Raw genomic sequence first — 24539 nt, forward strand, 5'->3', positions numbered from 1 at the left:
GCTGGCTCCTACATAAGCTCCTCTGCCATGCCGTTCGATCTCGCTTCACGTCTCTCCGAGCGCCGCGCCGCCCATCTCTATCGCCATCGCCCGTTGCTGGAAACACCGCAGCAGCCGGAGGTGACGGTCGATGGCGAACAGTTGTTAGCGTTCTGCTCCAATGACTATCTCGGGCTGGCCAGCCACCCTGACGTGATCCGCGCCATGCAGCAGGGTGCCGAACGCTGGGGCGTCGGCGGCGGTGCCTCGCACTTGGTCATGGGGCACAGTACGCCGCACCACCAGCTCGAAGAGGCCTTGGCTGCCTTCACCGGCCGCCCGCGCGCCTTGTTGTTCTCCACTGGCTATATGGCCAATCTGGCCGCCGTCACGGCGCTGGTGGGGCAGGGCGATACGGTGCTCGAAGACCGCATCAACCACGCTTCGCTGCTCGACGCCGGCCTGCTCAGCGGTGCGCGCTTCTCCCGTTACCTGCACAACGATGCGGACAGCCTGGCCAAGCGCCTGGACAAGGCGACCGGCAATACCCTGGTGGTCACCGACGGCGTATTCAGCATGGATGGCGACCTGGCCGACCTGCCGACGCTGTGCGCCACCGCAAACGCCCGAGGCGCCTGGGTCATGGTCGATGACGCCCATGGCTTCGGTCCGTTGGGCAAAACCGGTGGCGGCATCGTCGAGCATTTCGGACTGGGGATGGCTGAGGTGCCGGTACTGGTCGGCACGCTCGGCAAGGCCTTCGGCACCGCTGGCGCCTTCGTCGCGGGCAGCGACGAGCTGATCGAGACCTTGATCCAGTTCGCCCGGCCGTACATCTATACGACCAGCCAGCCACCGGCGGTTGCCTGCGCCACCCTTAAAAGCCTGGAGCTGCTGCGCACCGAGGGCTGGCGCCGAGATCATCTGAATAAACTGATCGCGCGCTTCCGTCAGGGCGCGGCCGAGATCGGCCTGACGCTCATGGACAGCCCGACGCCCATCCAGCCGATTCTCGTCGGCAGCAGCGAGCGCGCCCTGGCGCTGTCTGCGGCGCTGCGCGAACGCGGCGTCCTGGTCGGCGCGATTCGCCCGCCTACGGTGCCGGTTGGCAGTGCTCGGTTGCGGGTGACCTTCAGCGCGTCGCACACCGAGGCGCAGGTGGAACGACTGCTGGATGTCCTGGCCGAATGCTGGAATCCCACGGCCGAGGAGCCACAAGCGGATGCGTGATCAGCTGATTTTGCTGCCCGGATGGGCATTCGGTCCGGCGGCGTTACAGCCGCTCTGCGATGCCTTGGGCGAACAGGCATCGGACCTTGATGTTTCGGTCGAGCCGCTGCCCGATCTGGCCGATCCCAACGCTTGGCTCGATGAGCTGGACGCCAGGTTGCCCACCGACAGCTGGCTCGGTGGCTGGTCGCTGGGAGGCATGCTCGCGACTCAACTGGCCGCGCGCCGCATCGACACTTGTCGCGGGCTCGTTACCGTGGCCAGCAATCCCTGCTTTCGCGCCCGGTCGCAATGGCCGGAGGCGATGGATGCCGAGATCTTCGATACCTTCCACGAAGCCTTTCGCCTCGACCCGGAGGAGACCCTCAAGCGGTTCCGCATGCTCTGCAGCCGTGGCGGGTTCGATCCACGCACCCTGGCGCGCCAGCTTCAGGTCAGCCAGGCGCAATCGCCCGTCGAGGTGCTGGATGCGGGTTTGCAATTGCTGGCCCAACTGGATGGGCGCGACGCCCTGCATGGCTACTTCGGCCCCCAGCTGCACCTGTTCGCCAGCCACGATGCGCTGGTGCCGGCCAGCGCCTGCGATGCTGTACGGCGTTGGATGCCGGGCGCCCGGGCCGAATTGATCGCCGACGCCAGCCATGCCGCGCCGCTGGAGCGTGCCGATGAAGTTGCAAGCCTGATGCTTAGCGTGATCCAAGGCGCCGGGCCATGACCGAGCGGGAAGCCGTATCGACGGGGCTACCCGATAAGCATCAGGTCGCCGCTTCTTTTTCACGGGCTGCCGGCAGTTACGATGCCGTCGCGGCGTTGCAACGTGCCGTTGGCGATGGGCTGTTGCAACGCTTGCCGAGTGACCTGCAGGTGCAGCGTTGGGTCGACCTGGGTTGCGGAACCGGCCATTTCTCCCGCGGCCTGGCCGAGCGCTTCCCTGCATGCGAAGGGTTTGCCGTCGATATTGCTGAAGGCATGTTGCGCCATGCGCGGCGGCTGGGTGGCGCGAAGCACTTCATCGCAGGCGATGCCGAGTGCCTGCCGCTGCGCGAGGCGTCGGCGGATTTGATCTTCTCCAGTTTGGCGCTGCAATGGTGTGCCGACTTTCAGGCGGTGCTGCGCGAGGCGGCGCGTGTGCTGCGCCCTGGCGGAGTGCTGGCGTTCAGTAGCCTGTGCAGCGGCACCCTGCAGGAATTGCGCGACAGCTGGCAGGCCGTTGACGGCTTCGCACACGTCAACCGGTTCCGCCATGTCGAGCAGTATCGGCAGCTTTGTGGCGAAGCGCCGCTTCGGGTCGAATGCCTCGTCGTCGAGCCGCGCGTGCTGCACTTCGCCGAGCTGCGCCAGCTCACGCACGAACTCAAGGCGCTCGGCGCGCACAATCTCAACCCTGGGCGCCCAGGCGGCCTGACTGGGCGTGCACGCATCCGTGCGTTGGTCGAAGCCTATGAGCGTTTCCGGCAACCCGCGGGCCTGCCCGCGACTTACCAGGTCGTCTACGGTGTGATGCGCAAGGAGCAGTAGATGAATCAGGCTTATTTCGTGACTGGCACCGATACGGAGGTGGGCAAGACCACCATCGCGGCGGGCTTGCTGCATGCTGCGCGCATTGCCGGGCTGAGTACGGCAGCAGCCAAACCGGTCGCGTCCGGGTGTGAGCGGACGGCAAACGGCCTGCGCAACAGCGATGCCCTGGCCCTGCTCGGCGAAAGCACGCTGCCGCTGCGCTATGAGCAGGTCAATCCGCTCGCTTTCGAGCCTGCCATCGCGCCGCACCTAGCGGCGCGCGAGGCGGGCGTCGAACTGAGCGTGAATGCGCTGCTCGAACCGGTCCGCCAGGTATTGGCGCTGGAAGCACACTTTACGCTGGTTGAAGGTGCCGGCGGCTGGCGCGTCCCTCTGGATGGGGTCGAAACGCTCGCCGATCTTGCCCGCGCGCTCGAGTTGCCAGTGATCATGGTGGTCGGCGTTCGCCTTGGCTGCATTAACCATGCGCTGCTCAGCGCCGAAGCCATCGAGCATGACGGGCTAAAGCTGGCCGGCTGGGTGGCTAACGTTGTCGATCCGGACACGTCACGCCTGCAGGAGAACCTCCAGACCCTCGCCGAGCGGCTGGCGGCACCCTGCCTGGGGATCGTGCCGCGTCTACCGGTGGCGGGCCCCGCTGAGGTGGCAGGTTATCTGGATATGGCGCTTCTCCTGAATAGACGTGGTCAAGGTAATAAAGAGTCGCGGCTTATAACGACGTAGAACTGGCGTCATGATGATGGCTTTGCTTCAATGAAGCCCATCCCGATCAGCGAGATTGATTCCATGCAGATCACTACGAGCAACTTGCTGGGCGCGGGCCTGTCAGCCTTCCAAGCCGGTCAACAGCGCGTCGACGGTGCCGCAACAGCCATAGCCGAGCTGCCTATCAGTGAAAATTCCCAAGCGGTCGCCGAGACTGTCGAGCTGACCGAGGAGCTGGTGCAGCTGAAGGTGGGGGAGTATCAGGCGCGCGCCGGCGTTCGGATGCTGCAGACTGCCGATGAAGTGCTCGGCACCCTAGTCAACACCACTGCCTAACCCTACCGGTCGTCATGACCGGTTTCACGGGGCGCTCTCAGCCCCGGCATCCAAGCCTATATTGAACGAATCATGCCGACGAACGGCATGAGGGTCGCTGCTTGACATCGCCTAGGCCTAAACGTATGTTTCAAACGCCTGTTTGACCTGCCGGGCGTGCCGGAGGTCCACTCCAAAATCGAGCGTGGCTGATCTGCCAGTCACCTGAACCTACCGCTGAGGTTTACGCTATGCCTGACTACAAGGCCCCCTTGCGCGATATCCGCTTCGTACGTGACGAACTGCTCGGCTACGAGGCGCATTATCAGAGTCTGCCGGGTTGTGAAGACGCGACCCCGGACATGGTCAACGCCATTCTCGACGAAGGCGCCAAGTTTTGCGAACAGGTCATCGCTCCCCTCAACCGCGTAGGCGATACCGAAGGTTGTACCTGGAGCGAAAGCGGTGTGAAGACGCCGACCGGCTTCAAAGAGGCTTATCAGCAATTCGTCGAAGGCGGCTGGCCGAGCCTGGCCCATGACGTCGAGCATGGCGGGCAGGGCCTGCCGGAATCGCTGGGCATGGCCATCAGCGAAATGGTCGGCGAAGCCAACTGGTCGTGGGGCATGTACCCGGGCCTGTCCCACGGCGCGATGAACACCCTGCACGAGCACGGTACCCCCGAGCAGCAGCAGACCTACCTGACCAAGCTAGTGTCCGGCGAGTGGACCGGTACCATGTGCCTGACCGAACCGCACTGCGGCACCGATCTCGGCATGCTGCGTACCAAGGCCGAGCCCCAGGCCGATGGCAGCTACAAAGTGTCTGGTACCAAAATCTTCATCTCCGCTGGCGAGCACGACATGGCCGACAACATCGTCCATATCGTCCTGGCCCGGCTGCCTGATGCGCCGGAAGGCACCAAGGGCATCTCCCTGTTCATCGTCCCGAAGTTCCTGCCGAACGCCGAAGGCGGCGTGGGCGAGCGCAACGGCGTGAGCTGCGGCTCCATCGAGCACAAGATGGGCATCCACGGCAACGCGACCTGCGTGATGAATTTCGACGGCGCAACCGGCTTCCTGATCGGCCCGCCGAACAAGGGCCTGAACTGCATGTTCACCTTCATGAACACTGCTCGTCTGGGCACTGCCCTGCAGGGTCTGGCGCATGCCGAGATCGGCTTCCAGGGCGGTATCCGCTATGCGCGTGAGCGTCTGCAGATGCGTTCGCTGACCGGGCCCAAGGCGCCGGAAAAGGCAGCGGATCCGATCATCGTTCACCCTGATGTGCGCCGTATGCTGCTGACCATGAAGGCCTTCGCCGAAGGCAACCGTGCAATGCTCTACTTCGCTGCCAAGCAGGTCGATATCGTCCAGCGCAGCCAGGACGAAGAGCAGCGCAAGGCCGCCGATGCGATGCTGGCGTTCCTGACGCCGATCGCGAAGGCGTTCATGACCGAAGTCGGCTTCGAGGCGGCCAACCATGGCGTGCAGATCTACGGCGGCCATGGCTTCATCGCCGAGTGGGGCATGGAGCAGAATGTGCGCGACAGCCGCATCTCCTGCCTCTACGAAGGCACCACCGGCATTCAGGCGCTGGACCTGCTCGGCCGCAAGGTACTGATGACGCAAGGCGAGGCGCTGAAAGGCTTTACTAAGGTCGTGCACAAGTTCTGCCAGGCCAACGAGGGTAACGAGGCGATCAAATCGTTCGTCGAGCCGCTGGCCAAGCTGAACAAGGAGTGGGGCGACGTCACCATGAAGGTCGGCATGGCTGCCATGAAAAACCGCGAAGAAGTGGGCGCCGCGTCGGTCGACTACTTGATGTACTGCGGTTATGCCTGCCTGGCCTATTTCTGGGCCGACATGGCTCGCCTGGCGAGTGCCAAGATCGCGGCCAGCGAAGACGCCGACGGGTTCTACGCCGCCAAGGTGCAGACGGCTCGCTTCTATTTCCAGCGCATCCTGCCGCGCACCCGGACACATGTCGAAGCCATGCTGTCCGGTGCCGACAATTTGATGGACATGGACGAGGCGCACTTCGAGCTCGCTTACTGAGGCGCTTGAGCGTTGACGAGACCGCTGCTTCGGCAGCGGTTTTTTTTATGCCTGCGAGATCAACGGTCAGGCGAATTCCATCGTGCTGGGTGTGGACGTCACAAAGAGTAGGCAAAATGCTACCAACCAACGTCGCGGCATTACCGGAGCCGTCTTGCCTCGCCTGAGCCCTCCACGTCTTAGCCACTTCTATGCACCGCTGGGTTTGCTCGCCGGTGGGTGCGTGGCTGCGCGCCAGCCGAACCTGAACGAGTTCTTCACGTCGCTATTCAATGTGCTGCCGACCGTCCTGCTGTTGCTCGGAGGTGCGTTCTGCATTGCCTATGGGCGAATACGTGAAGTTTTCCTGCTGGCTGTCATCTACCTTGTTTATTTTTTGCTCGACACTCAGGCCGACCACTACCGCTTGACGGGTACGTTGCTACCAGGCGCGGCGCTGACCTTCCACCTCTGCAGCTTGCTGTTGCCTGCGCTGTACGGGTTGTTCGCCCTATGGCGCGAGCGGACGCACCTGCTGCAGGACGGGCTGGCGCGCCTCGCCGTGCTGTTCGCTGTATCGGTGTCGGCGCTGGCGCTTGCTCGCCGCTTCCCCGAGGTCCTGCACGACTGGTTGGTAACGGTTCGCTGGCCTGCGCTACAGACGGACTGGCTGCAGTTGATCCAACTGGCCTACCCGGTTTTCCTGGCGGCCTGGCTGGGCATTCTGGCGCAGTACGTTCGCTGGCCTCGCCCGTCGCACGCCGCGCATTGGGTTGCGTTGCTTGGTTTGTTGCTAATGCTGCCGCAGGTATTCAGCCGGCCCGGTGCGCTCAATATCCTGTGTAGCTTGATGATGCTTGCGCTGGTCGTCGCGATTGCGCAGGAGGCGTACCAGATGGCCTTCAGGGATGAGTTGACCGGCCTGCCGGGCCGTCGCGCCCTGAACGAGCGGCTGCAGCGACTTGGGCGGCAATACGTCATCGCGATGGTCGACGTGGACCGTTTCAAGGCGTTCAACGATACCCATGGGCATGACGTCGGCGACGAGGTGCTGCGGCTGGTGGCAAGCCGGCTGCGGCGTGTCGGCGGTGGAGGGCGCGCCTATCGCTACGGCGGCGAGGAATTCGCGCTGGTGTTTCCCGGGCGCGATCTCGACCATTGCCTACCACATCTTGAGGCCGTACGGCAGTCGGTACAGGACTATCCGCTGCAGTTGCGGGACAAGGCTCGACGGCCCAGGGATGCCGAACAGGGGCGTCAGCGCCGCACGGGTGCATCGACAACTCCGGTATCGGTCACCGTCAGCATCGGGGTTGCCGAGCGGCTTGCGACGCAGCGCAGTCCCGATGAGGTCATCAAGCAGGCCGATCAGGCCCTTTATAGCGCCAAGGGCGCTGGCCGCAACTGCGTTCGCTGTCACGGTGAAAACCGCCGCGGTGCCGTACGTACCGCCAAGCGGGCTGCAGCTGACAGCTAGCGGTTATGACGTCGCATTCAGCGCCTGCACGGTCATTGGCGTGACAGGGCTCCAGACGTAGCGTGGCGCCACGATGTATGCGAACCGTCCTGGAGAAACCCATGCCCGACTACAAGGCCCCCCTGCGCGACATGCGCTTTCTGATCGACGAGGTCTTCGACTTCGCCAGCAGCTACGTCGCCATAGGCGCTCATGACGCCACGCCTGATATGGTCAGCGCCATCCTCGAGGAAGGCGCGAAGTTCTGCGAACAGGTGCTGGCGCCGCTCAATCGCAGCGGCGACGAAGAGGGCTGCCATCACGCGGACACGGTAGTCACCACACCGAAGGGCTTCAAGGAAGCCTTCGGCCGATATGCCGAAGGCGGCTGGATGGGCTTGGCGTCTGACCCGGCCTACGGCGGGCAGGGCTTGCCGCATTCATTGGGGCTGGTCATCGGTGAGATGGTCGGTTCGGCCAATACCTCGTTCGGCATGTACCCAGGCCTGACTCACGGCGCCATGGCGGCCATCGGTGCGCACGGCAGTGACGAGCAGAAGCAGACCTACCTGACCAAGATGACCGAAGGCCGCTGGACCGGAACCATGTGCCTGACCGAGCCCCACTGCGGCACCGACCTCGGCATTATCAAGACCCGCGCCGTGCCGCAGGCCGACGGCAGCTATGCCGTCAGCGGCACCAAGATATTCATCTCCGCCGGCGAGCACGACCTGAGCGAGAACATCGTGCACCTGGTGTTGGCCAAGCTGCCCGATGCGCCGGCTGGCACCAAGGGCATTTCGTTGTTCATCGTGCCCAAATTCATGCCTGCCGGTGACGGCATCGGCGAGCGCAACGGTGTCACCTGCGGTTCGATCGAGCACAAGATGGGTATCAAGGCGTCGGCCACTTGCGTGATGAACTTCGATGGCGCAAAGGGTTTTCTCATTGGCGAGGTGAACAAGGGGCTGAACTGCATGTTCACCATGATGAACCACGCGCGGCTGGGCACCGGCATGCAGGGTCTTTGCAATGGTGAGGCGAGCTACCAGGGCGCGGTGAAATACGCCAACGAACGTCTGCAGATGCGTTCGCTGACCGGCCCCAAGGCGCCGGACAGGCCTGCCGATCCGATCATCGTGCACCCCGATGTGCGTCGCATGCTGCTGACCATGAAGGCGTTCAACGAGGGCAACCGCGCGCTCGCCTATTTCACCGCACAACTGCTCGATCAGTTGCACAGCCCGGAGGAGGCCAAGCGCCAGGAGGCGGAAGGCCTGCTCGCTTTCCTCACGCCGATCTGCAAGGCCTTCATGACCGAAACCGGCCTGGAGGTCACCAACCACGGCATGCAGGTCTTCGGGGGGCACGGCTATATCCGCGAATGGGGTATGGAGCAGCTGATGCGCGACGCGCGGATCGCGCCGATCTACGAGGGCACCAACGGCATCCAGGCGCTCGACCTGCTCGGGCGCAAGGTGCTTGGTAGCCAGGGCAAGCTGATGTTGGGCTTTACCAAGCAAATCCATAAATTTTGCGAAGCGAACGCAGGCCACGCGGCTCTCGGCGCTCAGGTTGCCGAACTGGCACGGCTGAACAAGCAGCTGGGCGAAGTTACTGCCCGCATCGGCATGGCGGCGATGAAGAACCCTGACGAAATCGGCGCGGCCGCGCTCGACTACCTCATGTACTGCGGCTACTTCGTGCTTGGCTACCTCTGGCTGCGCATGGCCCTTGTCGCGCAACGAAAGCTGGAGCAGGGCACGGAGGCGCCCGGTTTCTACGAAGCCAAGCTGGCCACCTGCGACTTCTACTTCAAGCGCCTGCTGCCGCGCACCGGCGCGCACCTGGCAGCGATAGACGCCGGCAGCGAGAGCCTGATGAAGCTGCCCGCAGAACACTTCAGCGCCTGATCACGCCCTGCCTAAAGGCCCGCTTCATGCGGGCTTTTTCCATGCCTGACGTCGGCTCGTCGGCGGAACCCGCTAGTCACAAACAGACGCTTCGGCCCTCTCGAGGCGTCGGCTAGACTCGCTGTCTAGCAAACGGCCACACCGGTCGGTGACAGTCCCAGCGAGGTTTCCCATGGCTGACTACAAGGCACCCCTTCGCGACATGCGGTTCGTCCTCAACGAAGTGTTCGACGCCCCGAGCCACTGGCGCGCCATGCCCGCGCTGGCCGAAGTGGTCGACGCCGAGACCGCCGACGCAATCCTCGAAGAGGCGGGCAAGATCACGGCCGGCACTATCGCCCCGCTCAACCGCAGCGGCGACGAAGAAGGCTGCCATTGGCAGGACGGCGCGGTGACCACCCCGGCGGGCTACCCCGAAGCCTACCGACTGTATGCCGAAGGTGGCTGGGTCGGCGTTGGCGGCGATCCGGCTTACGGCGGCATGGGCATGCCGAAGGCGATCTCGGCGCAGGTCGAAGAGATGATGAACTCTGCCAGCCTTGCCTTCGGTCTTTATCCGATGCTCACCTCCGGCGCTTGCCTGTCGATCTACGCACATGCCAGCGAAGCGCTGAAACAAAGATATCTGCCGAATATGTACGCGGGTGTCTGGGCCGGCTCGATGTGCCTGACCGAGCCGCATGCCGGCACGGACCTCGGCATCATCCGCACCAAGGCCGAGCCGCAGGCCGATGGCAGCTACAAGGTCACCGGTACCAAGATCTTCATCACCGGTGGGGAGCACGACCTGACCGAGAACATCATCCACCTGGTGCTGGCAAAACTGCCGGACGCACCGGCGGGCTCCCGAGGCATCTCGCTGTTCCTGGTGCCAAAGGTGATGGTGAATGAAGACGGTTCGCTGGGCGAGCGCAACAGCCTGGCCTGCGGCTCGATCGAGCACAAGATGGGCATTCAGGCCTCAGCCACCTGCGTGATGAACTTCGACGGCGCCACCGGCTGGATGGTTGGCGAGCCGAACAAGGGCCTGGCGGCCATGTTCACCATGATGAACTACGAGCGCCTGGGCGTAGGAATTCAAGGGCTGTCAACCGGTGAGCGTTCCTACCAGAGCGCGATCGAATATGCCCGCGAGCGCATCCAGAGCCGTGCGCCGACCGGCCCGGTCGCGCAGGACAAGGCCGCCGATCCGATCATCGTGCACCCTGACGTGCGACGCATGCTGCTGACCATGAAAGCGCTTAACGAAGGAGGGCGCGCCTTCTCCACCTACGTCGCGATGCAGCTCGACACCGCGAAGTTCAGTGAGGATGTCGACGCCCGTGCGCGAGCCGAGGCGCTGGTCGCGCTGCTGACGCCCGTGGCCAAGGCCTTTCTCACTGACATGGGGTTGGAATCGACCATTCACGGCCAGCAGGTATTTGGTGGACACGGTTTCATTCGTGAGTGGGGCCAGGAGCAGCTCGTTCGCGACTGCCGCATTACGCAGATCTATGAGGGCACCAACGGCATCCAGGCGCTGGATCTGGTCGGGCGCAAGGTCGTTGGCAGTGGCGGAGACCTGTACAGGGTGTTTGGTGATGACATCCGACGCTTCTGCCGTTCGGCCGGCAGCGAGATGGCTGAGTTCGTGACCCCGCTCGAAGCCTCGCTTGGTGTCCTCGACGATCTCACTGAATTCGTGCTCGACGGCGCACGCAACAACCCCAGCGAAATCGGCGCTGCGTCGGTCGAGTATTTGCAGGTGTTTGGCTACACGGCCTACGCCTTCATGTGGGCGCAAATGGCCGCCGCAGCGCAGGGCAAGGACCATGATGATTTTTATGTCAGCAAGCTCGGCACGGCACGCTTCTACTTTGCACGCCTGCTGCCGCGGATTCATTCCTTGGCAGCGTCGGTGAAAGCAGGCAGCGAATCACTCTATTTTCTGCAGGCGGAGCAGTTCTAACGACTTAACCTGTAGAGGCAAATTGAAATTAATTCGCCATCGAAGGGAACAATGCGCCATCACGCCCGGTCATAAAGCAGCCTACGCTATGGGCAATTGCTTACAAACTTGAAGCATGGACGGTTCGTTTGTAAGCAATTGCTTACAAAGCGTGGTGCAGTTGGCTACTACAGGTTCCATGGAGCGCTGAGTAGTCTGCTTGCCAGGACAGGGGCGTATGGAAGCGCAGTCAAACAACAGGAACGCTCAGTGGACCGACGCCAGGATGGCGTAGATCACGGATGTCAGGATTCAGTCTGCAAAGGCCCCGCTTACGCGGGGTTTCTTTTTTGTGCCGCCGTTGCGGCCAAATGCTTAACCCGATGGTACTAGCTAGCGCGTCGACGCCATGGCGTCGACGCGCACCGTTCAGGCTGGCATGCAGACGCCTGTGCCACCCAGACCACAATAGCCGCCCGGGTTCTTGGCAAGGTATTGCTGATGGTAGGCCTCGGCATAGTAGAAGGTCGGCGCGTCTTCGATCTCCGTGGTGATGCTACCGAAGCCTTGTGCATTCAGCGCTGTCTGGAATGCGGCTTCGCTCGTGCGTGCCTGCTGTAACTGGTCATCATCGAGGCAGTAGATGGCCGAGCGATATTGAGTGCCGATGTCGTTACCCTGACGCATGCCCTGAGTCGGGTTGTGTGCTTCCCAGAAACGCTTGAGCAGCGTGGCGTAGCTGACCTGCTGCGGGTCGAAGACGACCAGCACGGCCTCGGTATGCCCAGTAAGCCCGGAGCAAACCTCTTCATAGGTGGGGTTCGGCGTTACGCCGCCGGCGTAACCAACCGCTGTGGTCCAGACACCGGGTAGCTCCCAGAAGCGGCGCTCTGCCCCCCAGAAGCAACCCATGGCGAAAATCGCTTGCTGCAGGTGCGCTGGGAAGGGTGGCTGCAGCGGATGGCCATTGACGAAGTGCGCATCGGGCACTGGAATCGGCGTGGCGCGGCCGGGCAGCGCCTGGGTCTGGTCGGGCAGCGCCTGCTTGTGAACGAGAATTTGCGAGCGCAGGGTCATGTGGGTTCCTCGATCCGAAAGTCCAAAGGCTGCCTGAAAGCCTAGGCCAACGGCGCGATAAACCAAAGCGCTTTTCTATGAACGAGCGGTTAGGCCCAGCGTGGATAGCGACCGAGACTGGCGAGCAGGGTATTGCCGGGAATTGGCCGATCGAACAGGTAACCTTGGCCGATATCGCAGCGGTGCTGGCGTAGGAAGGCGAGCTGTTCGGGCGTTTCGACTCCTTCGGCCACGACTTTCAGGCGCAGGTTGCGGGCCATGGCGATCACGGCGGAAGTGATTTCCATGTCGTCCTGGTTGCCAGGGATGTCCTTGATGAAGCTGCGATCGATCTTGATCACGTCGATCGGGAATTTCTTCAAGTAGCTGAGTGACGAATAGCCGGTCCCAAAGTCGTCCATCGCCAGCGTGACGCCCAGCGCCTTGAGGCCGATCAGTTGCTGGCGGGTCTCGTCAGTGGCTTCCAGCAGCAGGCTCTCGGTGAGTTCGAGTTCGAGCATTTCAGGCGGTAGACCTTCCTCTGCCAGCACGCGGGCGATGGAGTCGACCAGCTCGGGGTCGGAGAACTGCTTGGGCGAGAGATTGATCGCCATGTGCGGGGTGCCATTGCCCAGCGCGGCCAGCTGCTTGCTCATGCGGCAGGCTTCGCGCGCCACCCATTTGCCGATCGGGATGATCAGCCCGGTTTCCTCAGCAACGCTAATGAATTGGTCCGGGCGGATCATGCCCTTTTCCGGATGATGCCAACGCAGCAGTGCCTCGAGCCCCTGTAGGCGGCCGGTTCTCAGGCAGAGCTTGGGTTGGTAGAAGATCTCCAGTTCGTTTTGCACCAACGCACGCCGCAGGTTGTTCTCGACGAACAGCTTGTAATTCGCCTCGGCATGCAACGCTTCGGTAAAGACCTGGACTTGGTTCTTGCCGTTGGCCTTGGCCTTGTGCAGCGCCTGACCTGCATGCTTCATCAGCGTTTCCGGGTCGCGTCCGTGAAGCGGCGCGCACGCCAGGCCCAGTGAGGCGCTGACGGTGATCAGCTGCTTATCGACGAAGAGCGGTTTGTCGAGGATGCGCAGGACTTGATTCGCCAGCCGATGGCCTTCGTCGAGATCCATGTCGTCGAGCAGCAGGGCGAACTCGTTGCTGGCAAAGCGCGCCAGGACGCTGTCACGGTTCAGGCTGTTGCGCAGGCGACGGGCCAGGCTGGTCAGGAGTTTGTCGCCGGTCTGGTGACCCAGGCTGTCGTTGATGCGCTTGAAATTGTCAATGTCCACCAGCAGCAAGCACAGCCTGGGGCTCGCATTGCGCGCGAAGCGTTCTTCAATGCTGCGTATGAAGAAGGGGCGGTTTCCGAGGTTGGTCAGGTTGTCGGTGTAGGCCAGGCGCTCGATATGCTGCTGCGCCAGTTTGCTATGCGTTATGTCTTCATAAATGCCGATGTAGTGCGTGAGCTCACCACTTTCGCCGAAGACTTTGGAGATCGACAACTGCCCCCAGTAGGGCTCGAGATTCTTGCGGCGGCTGCGGAACTCACCTTGCCAGCTGTTGTTGTTGGCCAGCGCGGATGAGGTGTCGAAGAGCAGCTCGCTGAGGTTCTCCAGGGCGGTCAGGTCTGCCAGCCGCCGGCCGCGTACCTCCTCGGCGGAGAACTGCGTAATGGAGGTGAAGCTGGGGTTGACGTAGTCCACCACACCGTCACGGTCGACCAGGATGAATGCGCTGGCACTCTGTTCCACCGCCCGCTGGAACAAATGCAGCGTGTGAGTGGCGCTTAGTCGCTGTTGATTGGCCAGTACCTGCGCATATTGGTCGGCCAGCTCGCCAGCGAACGCCACCTCGTCGGTGTGCCAGGCTCGGGCGCACCCTGAATGCGCCAGGCAGAGCACACCGATCACTTCACCGCCGACACGGATGGTCGCGTCGAGGATGGAGGTAATGCCGCGGGGCTTGAAGAAGTGCTCCACCAGCTCCTGAGTACGCGGGTCGTCTACGACATTTTGAACGTCGATGGCGCGACTGGCATGGAGCGCCTCCAGATACCGGGGGCACGTCGTGGTATCGAGCGTGCCTGGGTATTCGTGGCTGTTGGTATCGCGCCGATACGCGGCGATCGCTTCGAGCTGGCTGCCATTGACATGCCAGATTGCTGCGCGTGCGATGCCATAGGCTTCGCTCGCTGCTCGGGTGATCAGTTGGGCGGCCTCGAGCTGTGGGTCGGGCGAGCTGTAACGGTGGCGTGCCAGCCGCACGATCAAGCTCTGTTGGGCGCGTGAGCGGATCAAGTGCTCAAGGTGTTCGTCCTGGGCCTGCTGGTAGAACTCCAGGGATGATCTAAGCTTTGCGTTCTCGATCTCGAGCGCAGGCGAGACGGCGCTGTGTTGCTCAACGATCAGGTAGCCACACACGACTTCGCGGCCATATTGCTGGCAGAGCTCACCAATTTCGAGCAAATCCAGCATGCCGTTCGCGGCGTGAATGCAGTAGCGGACCGAGTAATGACCGAGGTCGGCCAGTTGTGTCTGGATGATGTCGTGCAGCTGCAGCCGGGCCTGGGGTTCCATCAGGCTGGCGTAGGGTGAGTCGATCAGAGAGCACAGCTCTTGGGCCGGTTGGCCTAGGTAGCGCTCGCAGGCGGGGTCCAGGTAAAGCAGCGCCCAGCTGGATTCATTTAGGCGCTCGAAGCGCAGCATGCCGAGCCTGGAAGGCACTGGCAACTGCGTCACAACCTCGGTCGCCAGACGGCTGGCGGCATCGGTATGTATTTTCATCGAGCGGTTTGCTTCCAGTATGCTGCGGGAATCGCTCTGCCAGGCCCAATCTAGGCGCGTTTCCTGGCAAAGCGATGGCTAAATAACATTAATTATCACAAGGGTGCATCATGCAGCAGGGACTGACAAGTCGGCTACTGAACTTCCTGATGGTCTCGCTCCTGCTCGTCGCCGGCGAGCAGCTAAAAGCGGCGGAAACCAACACCCTGGGGTCTGACGAACCTGCTCGATACCTCGCTGAGCTGAAGTCGCTTTACCTGACATCCAATGAGCGCCAGGCCTTGCTCGCGCATACCAATGCGTTGCTGAAAACCTATGGCCTGCGGGCGTCTTATCAAGTCGGCCAACCTGATCCGCATGACCTCGATTACCGGCTAGACGTGGGGCAGCCCGGCGAGCTGCGCATTCGCGAAGAGCGTCGTGATGCCTCCGGCAATCTGGCCGTCCGAAACCGTAGCCTGAGCGTCTTTGGTGTCGACCCTTACCTGCAATACCGATGCCCGACCCAGGGGCTGGTCTGCACCTTCGGTAATTCCAGCGACGGAGAGCCTTGGCTGACCATCCTGCGCGACCCTCAGGGCGCCGAGGAGCTGGCCAAAGCCTTGTCGTTCCTGCTGCGCAATATGCAAAAGGGCTGACGACACGCATCGCCCCAGCATGAAAAAACCCGCCGAAGCGGGTTTTTTCATGGTCAACGACTCACAGCAACATCGTGCGGATGTCCGCGAGCAGCTCGGACAGGCGCTTGGTGAAGCGCGCGGCTGCGGCCCCGTTGATGACGCGGTGATCGTAGGACAGCGACAGCGGCAGCATCAGGCGAGGCTGGAACGCCTTGCCATCCCATACCGGTTGCATGGTCGCCTTGGAAACGCCGAGGATCGCCACTTCCGGCGCATTGACGATCGGCGTGAAGCCGGTACCGCCAATGTGGCCGAGGCTGGAGATCGTGAAGCAGGCGCCCTGCATGGCATCCGGTGACAGCTTCTTGGTGCGTGCCTTCTCGGCGAGTTCCGCCGCTTCCGCGGCCAGCTGCAGCAGGCTCTTCTGGTCGACGTTCTTGATGACCGGAACCAGCAAGCCGTCCGGTGTATCCACGGCGAAGCCGATGTGGACGTACTTCTTGCGGATCACGGCCTTGCCGCTTGGCGCAAGCGAGGCGTTGAACTCCGGCAGCTCCTTGAGCAGATGCGCGCACGCCTTGAGCAGCAGCGGCAGTACGGTCAGCTTGACGCCGGCTTTCTCCGCGACCGCCTTCTGCGAAACGCGGAAGGCTTCCAGCTCGGTGATGTCCGAGGACTCGAACTGGGTCACGTGCGGCACGTTGAGCCAGCTGCGATGCAGGTTGGCGGCGCCGACCTGCATCAGGCGTGTCATCGGGACTTCTTCGACTTCACCGAATTTGCTGAAGTCCACTTCCGGAACCGCTGGGATACCCGAGCCGCCCGCCGCGCCGGCGGCTGGCGCCTGCTTGGCTTTGTGCATCATGTTCTTGACGTAGGCCTGGACGTCTTCCTTGAGGATGCGCCCCTTCGGGCCAGTGCCTTGAACGTCAGCCAGCTCGACACCGAACTCACGTGCGGTCATACGCACGGCTGGGCCCGCATGCACCTTGGTGCCGGCCTTGCTCGGGCCGCTTACGGCCGGAGCGGGGGTCGCCGTTGCCTTGGCTTCCGGAACGCCCTGCTTGTTGGGCGCGACGGCCTTTTGCTGCGGTGCGGCTTCCTGCGGCTTGGGCTCGGCCTTTTTCGCTGGCGCTGCGCCTTTGACCTTCAGGGTCAGGATCAGATCGCCAGTCTTGGCATCGTCACCCACCTTGATCGACAACGACTCCACGACGCCTGCTTTTGGCGCCGGGATTTCCATGCTGGCCTTGTCGGACTCGAGGGTGATCAGCGACTGATCGGCTTCAACGCTGTCGCCGGCCTTGATCATGACTTCAATGACCTTGGCGCTGCCGCTGGAGCCGATGTCTGGAATACGAACCTCTTCGACGGATTCGCCAGCCGCTTCGGCCGGTGCTTCGGCGGCCTGTTCGGTGAGCTTTTCCTTCGGTTGGCTTTGCGGCGCGCTGCTGGCTGCTGCCGGTTTGCTTGCTGCTTCGCCCTTGAGGATCAGGATCAGATCGCCGGTACCGACTTCATCCCCCACCTTGACCGAGATGCTCTCGACCACGCCTGCGGCGGGCGAGGGGATCTCCATGCTGGCCTTGTCGGACTCGAGGGTGATCAGCGCTTGCTCGGCGGCAATGGTGTCGCCGGGCTTCACTGAAACTTCGATCACGCTGGCTTTGCCGGAGGAGCCGATGTCCGGAACCTTGATCTCCTGCGACTCGCCTTCGTCAGCGGATGCTGATGGATTCTCGTCGCCCGGAGGCGTTGGGACTTCAGCTTCATCAGCTGGCCCACCGGTTGCTGCGCCGGCTGGCTCGGCAGCGGCTTGCGCCGGTGCCTCGCTGCTCTGGCCGTCTTCACTTTCCAGCTCAAGTAGCTCGTCACCTTCCTTCAGGCGGTCGCCGAGCTTGACCTTCAAGGCCTTCACGACGCCCGCCTTGGGCGCCGGAATTTCCATGCTGGCCTTGTCGGATTCAAGCGTCAGGATGCTCTGGTCGGCCTCGATACGGTCGCCGACCTTGACGAACAACTCGATTACTTCACCCTCACCGCTGCCGATGTCGGGTACGCGTATGGTTTCACTCACAATAGGTTCTCCTGTGCGCACGCATCAGCAATCCAGCGGATTGCGCTTCTCGGGGTCGATACCGAACTCGGTGATGGCATTGGCCACGACCTTGCGTTCGATGGCGCCGCGATCGGCGAGAGCCTGCAGCGCGGCGACGGCCACCCAGCGACGGTCGACTTCGAAGAAATCACGCAGCTTGGCGCGCGAGTCGCTGCGGCCGAAGCCGTCGGTGCCCAGCACCTGATATTCGCGCGAAGGCACCCACTGACGGATCTGATCAGCGAACAGTTTCATGTAGTCGGTCGAGGCCACTACCGGACCTTCACGGCCTTCCAGGCACTGCTCGACGTAGCTCTTGCGGGGTTCTTCGGTCGGGTGCAGGCGGTTCCAGCGGTCCACGGCCAGGCCATCACGGCGCAGTTCGTTGAAGCTGGTGACGCTCCAGACATCGGCGCCGACGCCCATCTTGGCGAGGATGTCCACCGCCGCGCGCACTTCACGCAGGATGGTGCCCGAGCCCAGCAGCTGCACGCGGTGCTTGAAGTCGCCCTTGGCTTCCTCGAGCAGGTACATGCCCTTGATGATGCCGTCCTCGACCCCTTGGGGCATGGCCGGCTGCTGGTAGTTCTCGTTCATCACGGTGATGTAGTAGTAGACGCTTTTCTGCTGCTCCATCATCTCGTGCATACCGTGATGCATGATCACCGCCAGCTCGTAGCCGTAGGTGGGGTCATAGCTGCGGCAGTTGGGGATGGTGCTGGCCAGAATGTGGCTGTGGCCGTCTTCGTGCTGCAGGCCTTCGCCGTTGAGCGTGGTGCGCCCTGAGGTACCGCCCAGCAGGAAGCCGCGGGTCTGGGCATCGCCCGCCGCCCAGGCCAGGTCGCCGATGCGCTGGAAGCCGAACATCGAGTAGAAGATGTAGACCGGCAGCATGGGCTGGTTGTAGTTGCTGTAGGCGGTACCTGCCGCGATGAACGAGGAGAACGCGCCGGCTTCGTTGAGGCCTTCCTGCAGGATCTGGCCGTCCTTTTCCTCGCGGTAGTACATCACCTGATCGCGGTCGACCGGCTCGTACAGCTGCCCGACAGGCGAGTAGATGCCCAGCTGGCGGAACATGCCTTCCATGCCGAAGGTACGCGCCTCGTCGGCGAGGATCGGGACAATGCGCTTGCCCAGGTCCTTGTCCTTGACCAGCTGCGAGAGAATCCGGCCGAAGGCCATGGTGGTGGAAATCTCGCGCTCGCCGGAGCCGTCGAGTACCGCCTTGAGGGTTTCCAGCGGCGGCGTCGGGATGCTGAAGCTCTTCGGCCGACGCTGCGGCAACGAGCCGCCGAGCTTTTCACGGCACTTGCGCAGGTACTTCATCTCGGCGCTGTCTTCGGCCGGACGGTAGAACGGCAGCTCTTCCAGCTGAGAATCGTTGACCGGGATATCGAAGCGATCGCGGAATTTCTTCAGGCTGTCGATATCGACTTTCTTGGTGTTGTGGGCGATGTTCTTCGCCTCACCGGCACCGGTGCCGTAGCCCTTGATGGTCTTGGCCAGGATGACCGTCGGCTGGCCCTTGTGGTTGACCGCCTGGTGATAGGCCGCATAAACCTTGTAGGGGTCGTGGCCGCCACGGTTGAGCTTCCAGACTTCTTCGTCGGACATGCTCTCGACGCGCTTGAGCAGCTCCGGATCGGCACCGAAGAAATGCTTGCGCACATAAGCGCCATCTTTGGCCTTGTAGTTCTGGTATTCGCCGTCGATGGCCTGGTCCATGCGACGCTGCATGCGACCGTCTTCGTCGGCAGCGAATAGCGGATCCCACAGGCGGCCCCAAACGACCTTGTTGACGTTCCAGTTCGCGCCTTTGAACACGCCTTCCAGTTCCTGGATGATCTTGCTGTTGCCTCGAACCGGGCCGTCCAGGCGCTGCAAGTTGCAGTTGATGACGAACACCAGGTTGTCGAGGTTCTCGCGGCCGGCCAGGGAGATGGCACCGAGGGTTTCGGGCTCGTCGCACTCGCCGTCACCGATAAAGCACCAGACGCGCTGCTTGCCCTTCGGAATGAAGCCGCGGTTTTCCAGGTACTTCATGAAACGCGCCTGGTAGATCGCGGTGATCGGACCCAGACCCATGGATACGGTCGGGAACTGCCAGAAGTCCGGCATCAGGTGCGGGTGCGGGTAGCTCGACAGGCCTTGGCCATCGACTTCCTGGCGGAAGTTGAGCATCTGGTCTTCGGTCAGGCGACCTTCGAGGAAGGCGCGAGCGTAGATGCCGGGCGAGGCGTGACCCTGGTAATAGATCAGGTCGCCGCCGTGTTCTTCGGTTGGAGCCTGGAAGAAGTAGTTGAAGCCGATGTCATAGAGCGTCGCGCTGGAGGCAAAGGTGGAAATGTGTCCACCCAGGTCCGGGTCCTTCATGTTCGCGCGCATCACCATCGCCAGCGCGTTCCAGCGGACCAGGGAGCGAATGCGTCGCTCCATGAACAGGTCGCCGGGCATCTTGGCTTCGCGCGTGACAGGGATGGTGTTGCGATACGGGGTGGTGATGCCGTAGGGCAGGGGAGTACCACTACGGGTGGCCAGTTCCCCCATCCGGGTCATGAGGTAATGGGCGCGGTCTTCACCTTCTCGGTCGAGGACTGACTCGAGGGCGTCCAGCCATTCCTGGGTTTCGACGGGATCGAGATCTTGCATGGCTTGCTCCAGGGCGGAAAGGCTTCCAGAATCGGTTGCCTGACTTCGCTGCCGGCTTTGTGGGCCGGTGCGTATATGTTCTTGGATATGATGCCGGGGGTAGAGCCGGGCCCTGTAGTTTTACTACAAAACCGCTCTTGATTCAGCCCCCTGTAACAATCATTCGTAGTAAAACTACATGCGCAGCGACCCCGCTGGCTTGGCTGGCTTGGGTTCCAGGGCTCTGGCTCGATACTTTCGCTGTCTTGTAGCCAATCGTTCGCTAAGGAGCCCTATGAGTCTGCCACCGCTGGTTGCGCTGCCCACCTCGCTCCATTCTTTGGTCAGTCGTGCCGAGGAGACGTTCCTCGATGCGCTGCGCGACTCATCGGCGCAGGAGGTGGATGCGTTCATCGCTTGGCCCGAGCCACGGCGCGAGGCGTTCGGGCGGGTCTGCGCCGCCAGTGATTTCGTCAGCGAACAGGTTAGTCGAGATCCTTCGATGCTGCTGGGGCTGGCCTCATCCGGGTTGTTGGAGCGTTCGCTGAAGAGTGGCGAGATGCGGGCGTCGCTCGCTGAAGCGCTGGCCGATTGCAGCGACGAGGACGAGCTGGCGCGACGGCTGCGGCGTTTCCGCAACCGCCAGCAGGTGCGTATCGTCTGGCGTGACCTGACGCGCCAGGCTGACCTGGCCGAAACCTGCGGCGACCTTTCGGATCTGGCCGACGCCTGCATCGACCTGGCCTACGCCTGGCTCTATACGCGTCACTGCGAGCAGTTCGGCGTGCCGACCGGGCGGCGTAGCAGCGAGCCGCAGCACATGGTCATCCTCGGCATGGGCAAGCTCGGCGCCCGCGAGCTCAATCTCTCTTCGGATATCGATCTGATATTCGGCTATCCAGAAGGTGGCGAAACCGTTGGCGCTAAACGCTCACTGGATAACCAGGAATTCTTCATCCGCCTCGGTCAGCGACTGATCAAGGCGCTCGATGCGCCGACACTCGACGGTTTCGTTTTTCGCGTCGACATGCGCCTGCGGCCCTATGGCTCGTCCGGCTCGCTGGTGCTGAGCTTCAATGCGCTGGAGCAGTACTACCAGGATCAAGGGCGCGACTGGGAACGCTACGCCATGATCAAGGCGCGCGTAGTGGGTGGCGATCAGTCGGCAGGCAAGGTGCTGCTCGAAATGCTCCACCCCTTCGTCTACCGGCGCTATCTCGACTTCTCGGCGATCGACGCGCTGCGCACCATGAAACAGCTGATACAGCAAGAAGTCCGGCGCAAGGGCATGGCGGCCAACATCAAGCTGGGCTCCGGTGGTATTCGCGAAGTGGAGTTTATCGCGCAGGCTTTCCAATTGATCCATGGCGGCCGTGACCTGAGCCTTCAGCAGCGGCCGCTGCTAAAGGTGCTGACTACGCTTGCGGGCCAGGGCTATCTGCCTGCGCCGGCGGTCGACGAACTTCGCGAGGCCTATGAATTTCTGCGCTATACCGAGCATGCGCTGCAGGCCATCGATGACCGTCAGACGCAAATGCTGCCGGACAGCGCGATCGACTGCGATCGTGTCGCTTTCATCATGGGCTTCGATCACTGGGAGGCATTCCACGAGAAATTGCTTCATTGGCGTGGGCGCGTGGCGTGGCATTTCCAGCAAGTGATTGCCGATCCGGATGAGGACGAGAAAGCCGAGGGCGAAACGCTCGTCGGTGGCGAGTGGCTGCCGCTTTGGGAGCAGGATTGGGATGAGGAGCACGCCTGCCGCCAGTTGACCGATGCCGGTTTTCGCGACGGCCAGGGCGCCTGTCAGCGCCTTGCCGCGCTGCGCAGCGGAAATCAGGTGCGTACCATGCAGCGGCTTGGCCGCGAACGGCTGGACGCCTTCATCCCACGGCTGCTCGCACAAGCGGTAGAGCAGGACGACCCGGACCTGGTACTCGAGCGCGTCATGCCACTGGTCGAGGCGGTGGCACGGCGTTCGGCTTATCTCGTGCTGCTGACCGAAAATCCTGGCGCCTTGCAGCGGCTGCTCGAGCTTTGCGCGGGCAGCCCGTGGATCGCCGAGCAGATCACTCGCTTCCCGCTGTTGCTGGATGAGTTGCTCAACGCGGGGCGCCTGTTCAGCCCGCCGCAGGCGCCTGAATTGGCGTCCGAACTGCGTGAGCGGTTGGCGCGAATTCCTGAAGACGATCTCGAACAGCAAATGGAAGCCCTGCGCCACTTCAAGTTGGCGCATCGGCTGCGCGTCGCCGCCTCGGAGATCGCCGGCACGCTGCCCTTGATGAAAGTTAGCGACTATCTGACTTGGCTGGCAGAAGCGATTCTCGAAGAAGTGCTGGCGCTGGCCTGGCGGCATACGGTCGCGCGTCACGGCCAGCCGCGGCGTAGCGACGGTTCGCTTTGTGATCCGGCCTTCGTCATCGTCGGCTACGGCAAGGTCGGTGGTCTTGAGTTCGGTCACGGCTCGGATCTGGACTTGGTCTTCATTCACGACGGTGATCCGAATGCCGAAACCGATGGCGGCAAGCCCATCGATGGGGCGCAATTCTTTACTCGCCTGGGGCAACGCATCATTCACCTGCTGACTACCCAGACCACCTCCGGCCAGCTTTACGAGGTTGACATGCGACTGCGGCCGTCCGGTGCCGCCGGGTTGCTGGTCAGCTCGTTGGGCGCTTTTGAGCGTTACCAGAGCGGGGAGGCATGGACCTGGGAGCATCAGGCGTTGGTGCGTGCCAGGGTGCTCGTCGGGTGCCCTCAGTTAGGGGCAGATTTCGAAAAGGTCCGTGCTTCGGTTCTGGGGCAGCCCCGTGATCTGGAACAGCTGCGCAGTGAGGTCAGCGAGATGCGTGCCAAGATGCGCGACAATCTCGGCACCCGTTCCACCCAGGCCGGCACGGCCGACAGCGCCTTCCTGCCCGACGGCGAGTTCAACCTCAAGCAGGATGCCGGTGGTATCGTCGATATCGAATTTATGGTGCAATACGCGGCTTTGGCGTGGTCGCACCAGCATCCGCAACTGCTGCGCTATACCGATAACATCCGCATTCTCGATGGGTTGGAGCAGGCCGGATTGATGACCGGCGATGAGGTGCGGCTGTTGCAAGATGCCTACAAGGCCTACCGTGCAGCGGCCCACCGGCAATCACTGCAAAACCTGCCTGGCGTGGTGAGTGGGGACCAATTTCATGACGAGCGACGTGCCGTGATGCGTATCTGGCGCGAACTGGGGCTTGCCTGACTCGTCTGCAAACAGCATTTATCGAATTCCGAGGTGGCAACAATGTCGATGGCCGATCGTGATGGCGTGATCTGGTATGACGGTGAGCTGGTTCAGTGGCGCGACGCGACCACCCATGTGCTGACTCACACCCTGCATTACGGCATGGGCGTTTTCGAAGGCGTGCGCGCCTACGACACGCCGGCCGGCACCGCAATCTTCCGTCTGCAGGCGCACACCGATCGCCTGTTCGATTCGGCGCACATCATGAACATGAAGATGCCGTATTCGAAGGAAGAAATTAACGAGGCCACCCGCGCCGCCGTTCGCGAAAATAACCTGGAAAGCGCCTACATCCGTCCGATGGTCTTCTACGGATCTGAAGGCATGGGCCTGCGCGCCAGCGGCCTGAAAGTGCACGTGATCGTCGCAGCCTGGCACTGGGGCGCCTACATGGGCGACGAGGCGCTGGAAAAGGGCATCAAGGTTCGCACCAGCTCCTTTACCCGTCACCACGTCAACATCAGCATGACCCGCGCCAAGTCCAACGGTGCCTACATCAACTCGATGCTGGCCCTGCAGGAAGCCATCTCTGGCGGCGCTGACGAAGCCTTGATGCTCGACCCGGAAGGCTACGTGGCCGAGGGCTCGGGCGAAAACATCTTCATCATCAAGGATGGCGTGATCTATACCCCCGAGGTCACTGCGTGCCTCAACGGCATCACCCGCGCCACTGTGCTGACCCTGGCCGACGAGCTGGGTATCAAAGTGGTCGAGAAGCGTATCACCCGCGATGAGGTCTACATCGCCGACGAGGCCTTCTTCACCGGCACGGCTGCCGAAGTCACGCCGATTCGCGAAGTCGATGGCCGCAGCATCGGCATCGGCCGCCGTGGCCCAGTGACCGAGCGCGTCCAGAAGGCGTATTTCGATCTCGTCTCCGGCAAGACCGACGCGCACGCCGCCTGGCGGACGCTGGTAGGTTGAAGGCCCTGGGCTGGGGGCTGGCGAGACGCTTCTCTGTGCAACCTCCAGCCTTTTGCCTCAAGCGG

The 24539-nt window shown here is 62.5% G+C and carries 16 protein-coding genes; 12 read left to right on the plus strand and 4 right to left on the minus strand.

The window, feature by feature from the left end:
* Nucleotides 1-27: 27 nt before the first annotated feature.
* The 9 genes from bioF (at nucleotide 28) to M1D78_RS02220 (ending at nucleotide 11103) form a co-directional block, all read left to right on the plus strand.
* On the plus strand, nucleotides 28-1209 hold the full coding sequence (gene bioF / locus M1D78_RS02180) for an 8-amino-7-oxononanoate synthase (protein ID WP_437422197.1): 1182 nt from the start codon (nucleotides 28-30) through the stop codon (nucleotides 1207-1209).
* Nucleotides 1202-1924, plus strand: coding sequence for an alpha/beta fold hydrolase (locus tag M1D78_RS02185; RefSeq protein WP_437422196.1), 723 nt, complete (start codon nucleotides 1202-1204; stop codon nucleotides 1922-1924). The genes bioF and M1D78_RS02185 overlap by 8 nt, the downstream gene beginning before the upstream one ends.
* A complete protein-coding gene (gene bioC, locus M1D78_RS02190; protein WP_437422195.1) occupies nucleotides 1921-2727 on the plus strand; it encodes a malonyl-ACP O-methyltransferase BioC in 807 nt (268 codons plus the stop codon). The genes M1D78_RS02185 and bioC overlap by 4 nt, the downstream gene beginning before the upstream one ends.
* The gene (gene bioD, locus M1D78_RS02195) at nucleotides 2728-3453 is read left to right on the plus strand and encodes a dethiobiotin synthase (RefSeq protein ID WP_437422194.1); all 726 of its coding nucleotides are present in this window, start codon (nucleotides 2728-2730) and stop codon (nucleotides 3451-3453) included.
* A gap of 63 nt (nucleotides 3454-3516) precedes the next feature.
* A complete protein-coding gene (locus M1D78_RS02200; RefSeq protein ID WP_437422193.1) occupies nucleotides 3517-3771 on the plus strand; it encodes a hypothetical protein in 255 nt (84 codons plus the stop codon).
* A gap of 230 nt (nucleotides 3772-4001) precedes the next feature.
* Nucleotides 4002-5807, plus strand: a complete 1806-nt coding sequence (locus M1D78_RS02205; RefSeq protein ID WP_437422192.1) for a phenylacyl-CoA dehydrogenase — start codon at nucleotides 4002-4004, stop codon at nucleotides 5805-5807.
* 154 nt (nucleotides 5808-5961) lie between these two features.
* On the plus strand, nucleotides 5962-7263 hold the full coding sequence (locus tag M1D78_RS02210; protein WP_437422191.1) for a GGDEF domain-containing protein: 1302 nt from the start codon (nucleotides 5962-5964) through the stop codon (nucleotides 7261-7263).
* Between the two features lie 101 nt (nucleotides 7264-7364).
* Nucleotides 7365-9155, plus strand: a complete 1791-nt coding sequence (locus tag M1D78_RS02215) for an acyl-CoA dehydrogenase C-terminal domain-containing protein (RefSeq protein WP_437422190.1) — start codon at nucleotides 7365-7367, stop codon at nucleotides 9153-9155.
* Between the two features lie 172 nt (nucleotides 9156-9327).
* Complete coding sequence (locus M1D78_RS02220) at nucleotides 9328-11103, plus strand: acyl-CoA dehydrogenase C-terminal domain-containing protein (RefSeq protein ID WP_437422189.1); 1776 nt, start codon at nucleotides 9328-9330, stop codon at nucleotides 11101-11103.
* 408 nt (nucleotides 11104-11511) lie between these two features.
* Here M1D78_RS02220 and msrA read toward each other — a convergent pair whose 3' ends face one another.
* On the minus strand, nucleotides 11512-12159 hold the full coding sequence (msrA, locus tag M1D78_RS02225; protein WP_437422188.1) for a peptide-methionine (S)-S-oxide reductase MsrA: 648 nt from the start codon (nucleotides 12157-12159) through the stop codon (nucleotides 11512-11514).
* Between the two features lie 89 nt (nucleotides 12160-12248).
* Nucleotides 12249-14921, minus strand: a complete 2673-nt coding sequence (locus M1D78_RS02230; protein WP_437422187.1) for a sensor domain-containing protein — start codon at nucleotides 14919-14921, stop codon at nucleotides 12249-12251.
* A gap of 149 nt (nucleotides 14922-15070) precedes the next feature.
* On the opposite strand from M1D78_RS02230, the gene M1D78_RS02235 reads away from it, so the two are divergent.
* The gene (locus M1D78_RS02235; protein WP_437422510.1) at nucleotides 15071-15559 is read left to right on the plus strand and encodes a hypothetical protein; all 489 of its coding nucleotides are present in this window, start codon (nucleotides 15071-15073) and stop codon (nucleotides 15557-15559) included.
* Nucleotides 15560-15620: 61 nt separating this feature from the next.
* Here M1D78_RS02235 and aceF read toward each other — a convergent pair whose 3' ends face one another.
* Together aceF and aceE are read right to left on the minus strand one after the other, a co-directional pair.
* The gene (gene aceF, locus M1D78_RS02240; RefSeq protein WP_437422186.1) at nucleotides 15621-17618 is read right to left on the minus strand and encodes a dihydrolipoyllysine-residue acetyltransferase; all 1998 of its coding nucleotides are present in this window, start codon (nucleotides 17616-17618) and stop codon (nucleotides 15621-15623) included.
* 24 nt (nucleotides 17619-17642) lie between these two features.
* Nucleotides 17643-20288 carry a pyruvate dehydrogenase (acetyl-transferring), homodimeric type gene (gene aceE, locus M1D78_RS02245; RefSeq protein ID WP_437422185.1) on the minus strand — a complete coding sequence of 882 codons (2646 nt, stop codon included), beginning with the start codon at nucleotides 20286-20288 and terminating at the stop codon, nucleotides 17643-17645.
* Nucleotides 20289-20562: 274 nt separating this feature from the next.
* Between aceE and glnE the strand changes: the two genes are divergently transcribed.
* Both glnE and ilvE read left to right on the plus strand, forming a co-directional pair.
* Nucleotides 20563-23508 (plus strand): bifunctional [glutamate--ammonia ligase]-adenylyl-L-tyrosine phosphorylase/[glutamate--ammonia-ligase] adenylyltransferase, encoded by a 2946-nt coding sequence (gene glnE, locus M1D78_RS02250; protein WP_437422184.1) that lies wholly within the window; start codon nucleotides 20563-20565, stop codon nucleotides 23506-23508.
* Between the two features lie 42 nt (nucleotides 23509-23550).
* Complete coding sequence (gene ilvE, locus M1D78_RS02255; protein WP_437422183.1) at nucleotides 23551-24474, plus strand: branched-chain-amino-acid transaminase; 924 nt, start codon at nucleotides 23551-23553, stop codon at nucleotides 24472-24474.
* Nucleotides 24475-24539 lie beyond the last annotated feature (65 nt).

The sequence above is a fragment of the Pseudomonas sp. SA195 genome, from assembly GCF_054131565.1.

Excerpts from the sequence above, each read along its gene's own strand:
- bioF (WP_437422197.1), top strand. The coding sequence starts at position 28 with ATGCCGTTCGATCTCGCTTCACGTCTCTCCGAGCGCCGCGCCGCCCAT.
- M1D78_RS02185 (WP_437422196.1), top strand. The coding sequence starts at position 1,202 with ATGCGTGATCAGCTGATTTTGCTGCCCGGATGGGCATTCGGTCCGGCG.
- bioC (WP_437422195.1), top strand. The coding sequence starts at position 1,921 with ATGACCGAGCGGGAAGCCGTATCGACGGGGCTACCCGATAAGCATCAG.
- bioD (WP_437422194.1), top strand. The coding sequence starts at position 2,728 with ATGAATCAGGCTTATTTCGTGACTGGCACCGATACGGAGGTGGGCAAG.
- M1D78_RS02200 (WP_437422193.1), top strand. The coding sequence starts at position 3,517 with ATGCAGATCACTACGAGCAACTTGCTGGGCGCGGGCCTGTCAGCCTTC.
- M1D78_RS02205 (WP_437422192.1), top strand. The coding sequence starts at position 4,002 with ATGCCTGACTACAAGGCCCCCTTGCGCGATATCCGCTTCGTACGTGAC.
- M1D78_RS02215 (WP_437422190.1), top strand. The coding sequence starts at position 7,365 with ATGCCCGACTACAAGGCCCCCCTGCGCGACATGCGCTTTCTGATCGAC.
- M1D78_RS02220 (WP_437422189.1), top strand. The coding sequence starts at position 9,328 with ATGGCTGACTACAAGGCACCCCTTCGCGACATGCGGTTCGTCCTCAAC.
- msrA (WP_437422188.1), bottom strand. The coding sequence starts at position 12,159 with ATGACCCTGCGCTCGCAAATTCTCGTTCACAAGCAGGCGCTGCCCGAC.
- M1D78_RS02230 (WP_437422187.1), bottom strand. The coding sequence starts at position 14,921 with ATGAAAATACATACCGATGCCGCCAGCCGTCTGGCGACCGAGGTTGTG.
- M1D78_RS02235 (WP_437422510.1), top strand. The coding sequence starts at position 15,071 with ATGGTCTCGCTCCTGCTCGTCGCCGGCGAGCAGCTAAAAGCGGCGGAA.
- aceE (WP_437422185.1), bottom strand. The coding sequence starts at position 20,288 with ATGCAAGATCTCGATCCCGTCGAAACCCAGGAATGGCTGGACGCCCTC.
- glnE (WP_437422184.1), top strand. The coding sequence starts at position 20,563 with ATGAGTCTGCCACCGCTGGTTGCGCTGCCCACCTCGCTCCATTCTTTG.
- ilvE (WP_437422183.1), top strand. The coding sequence starts at position 23,551 with ATGTCGATGGCCGATCGTGATGGCGTGATCTGGTATGACGGTGAGCTG.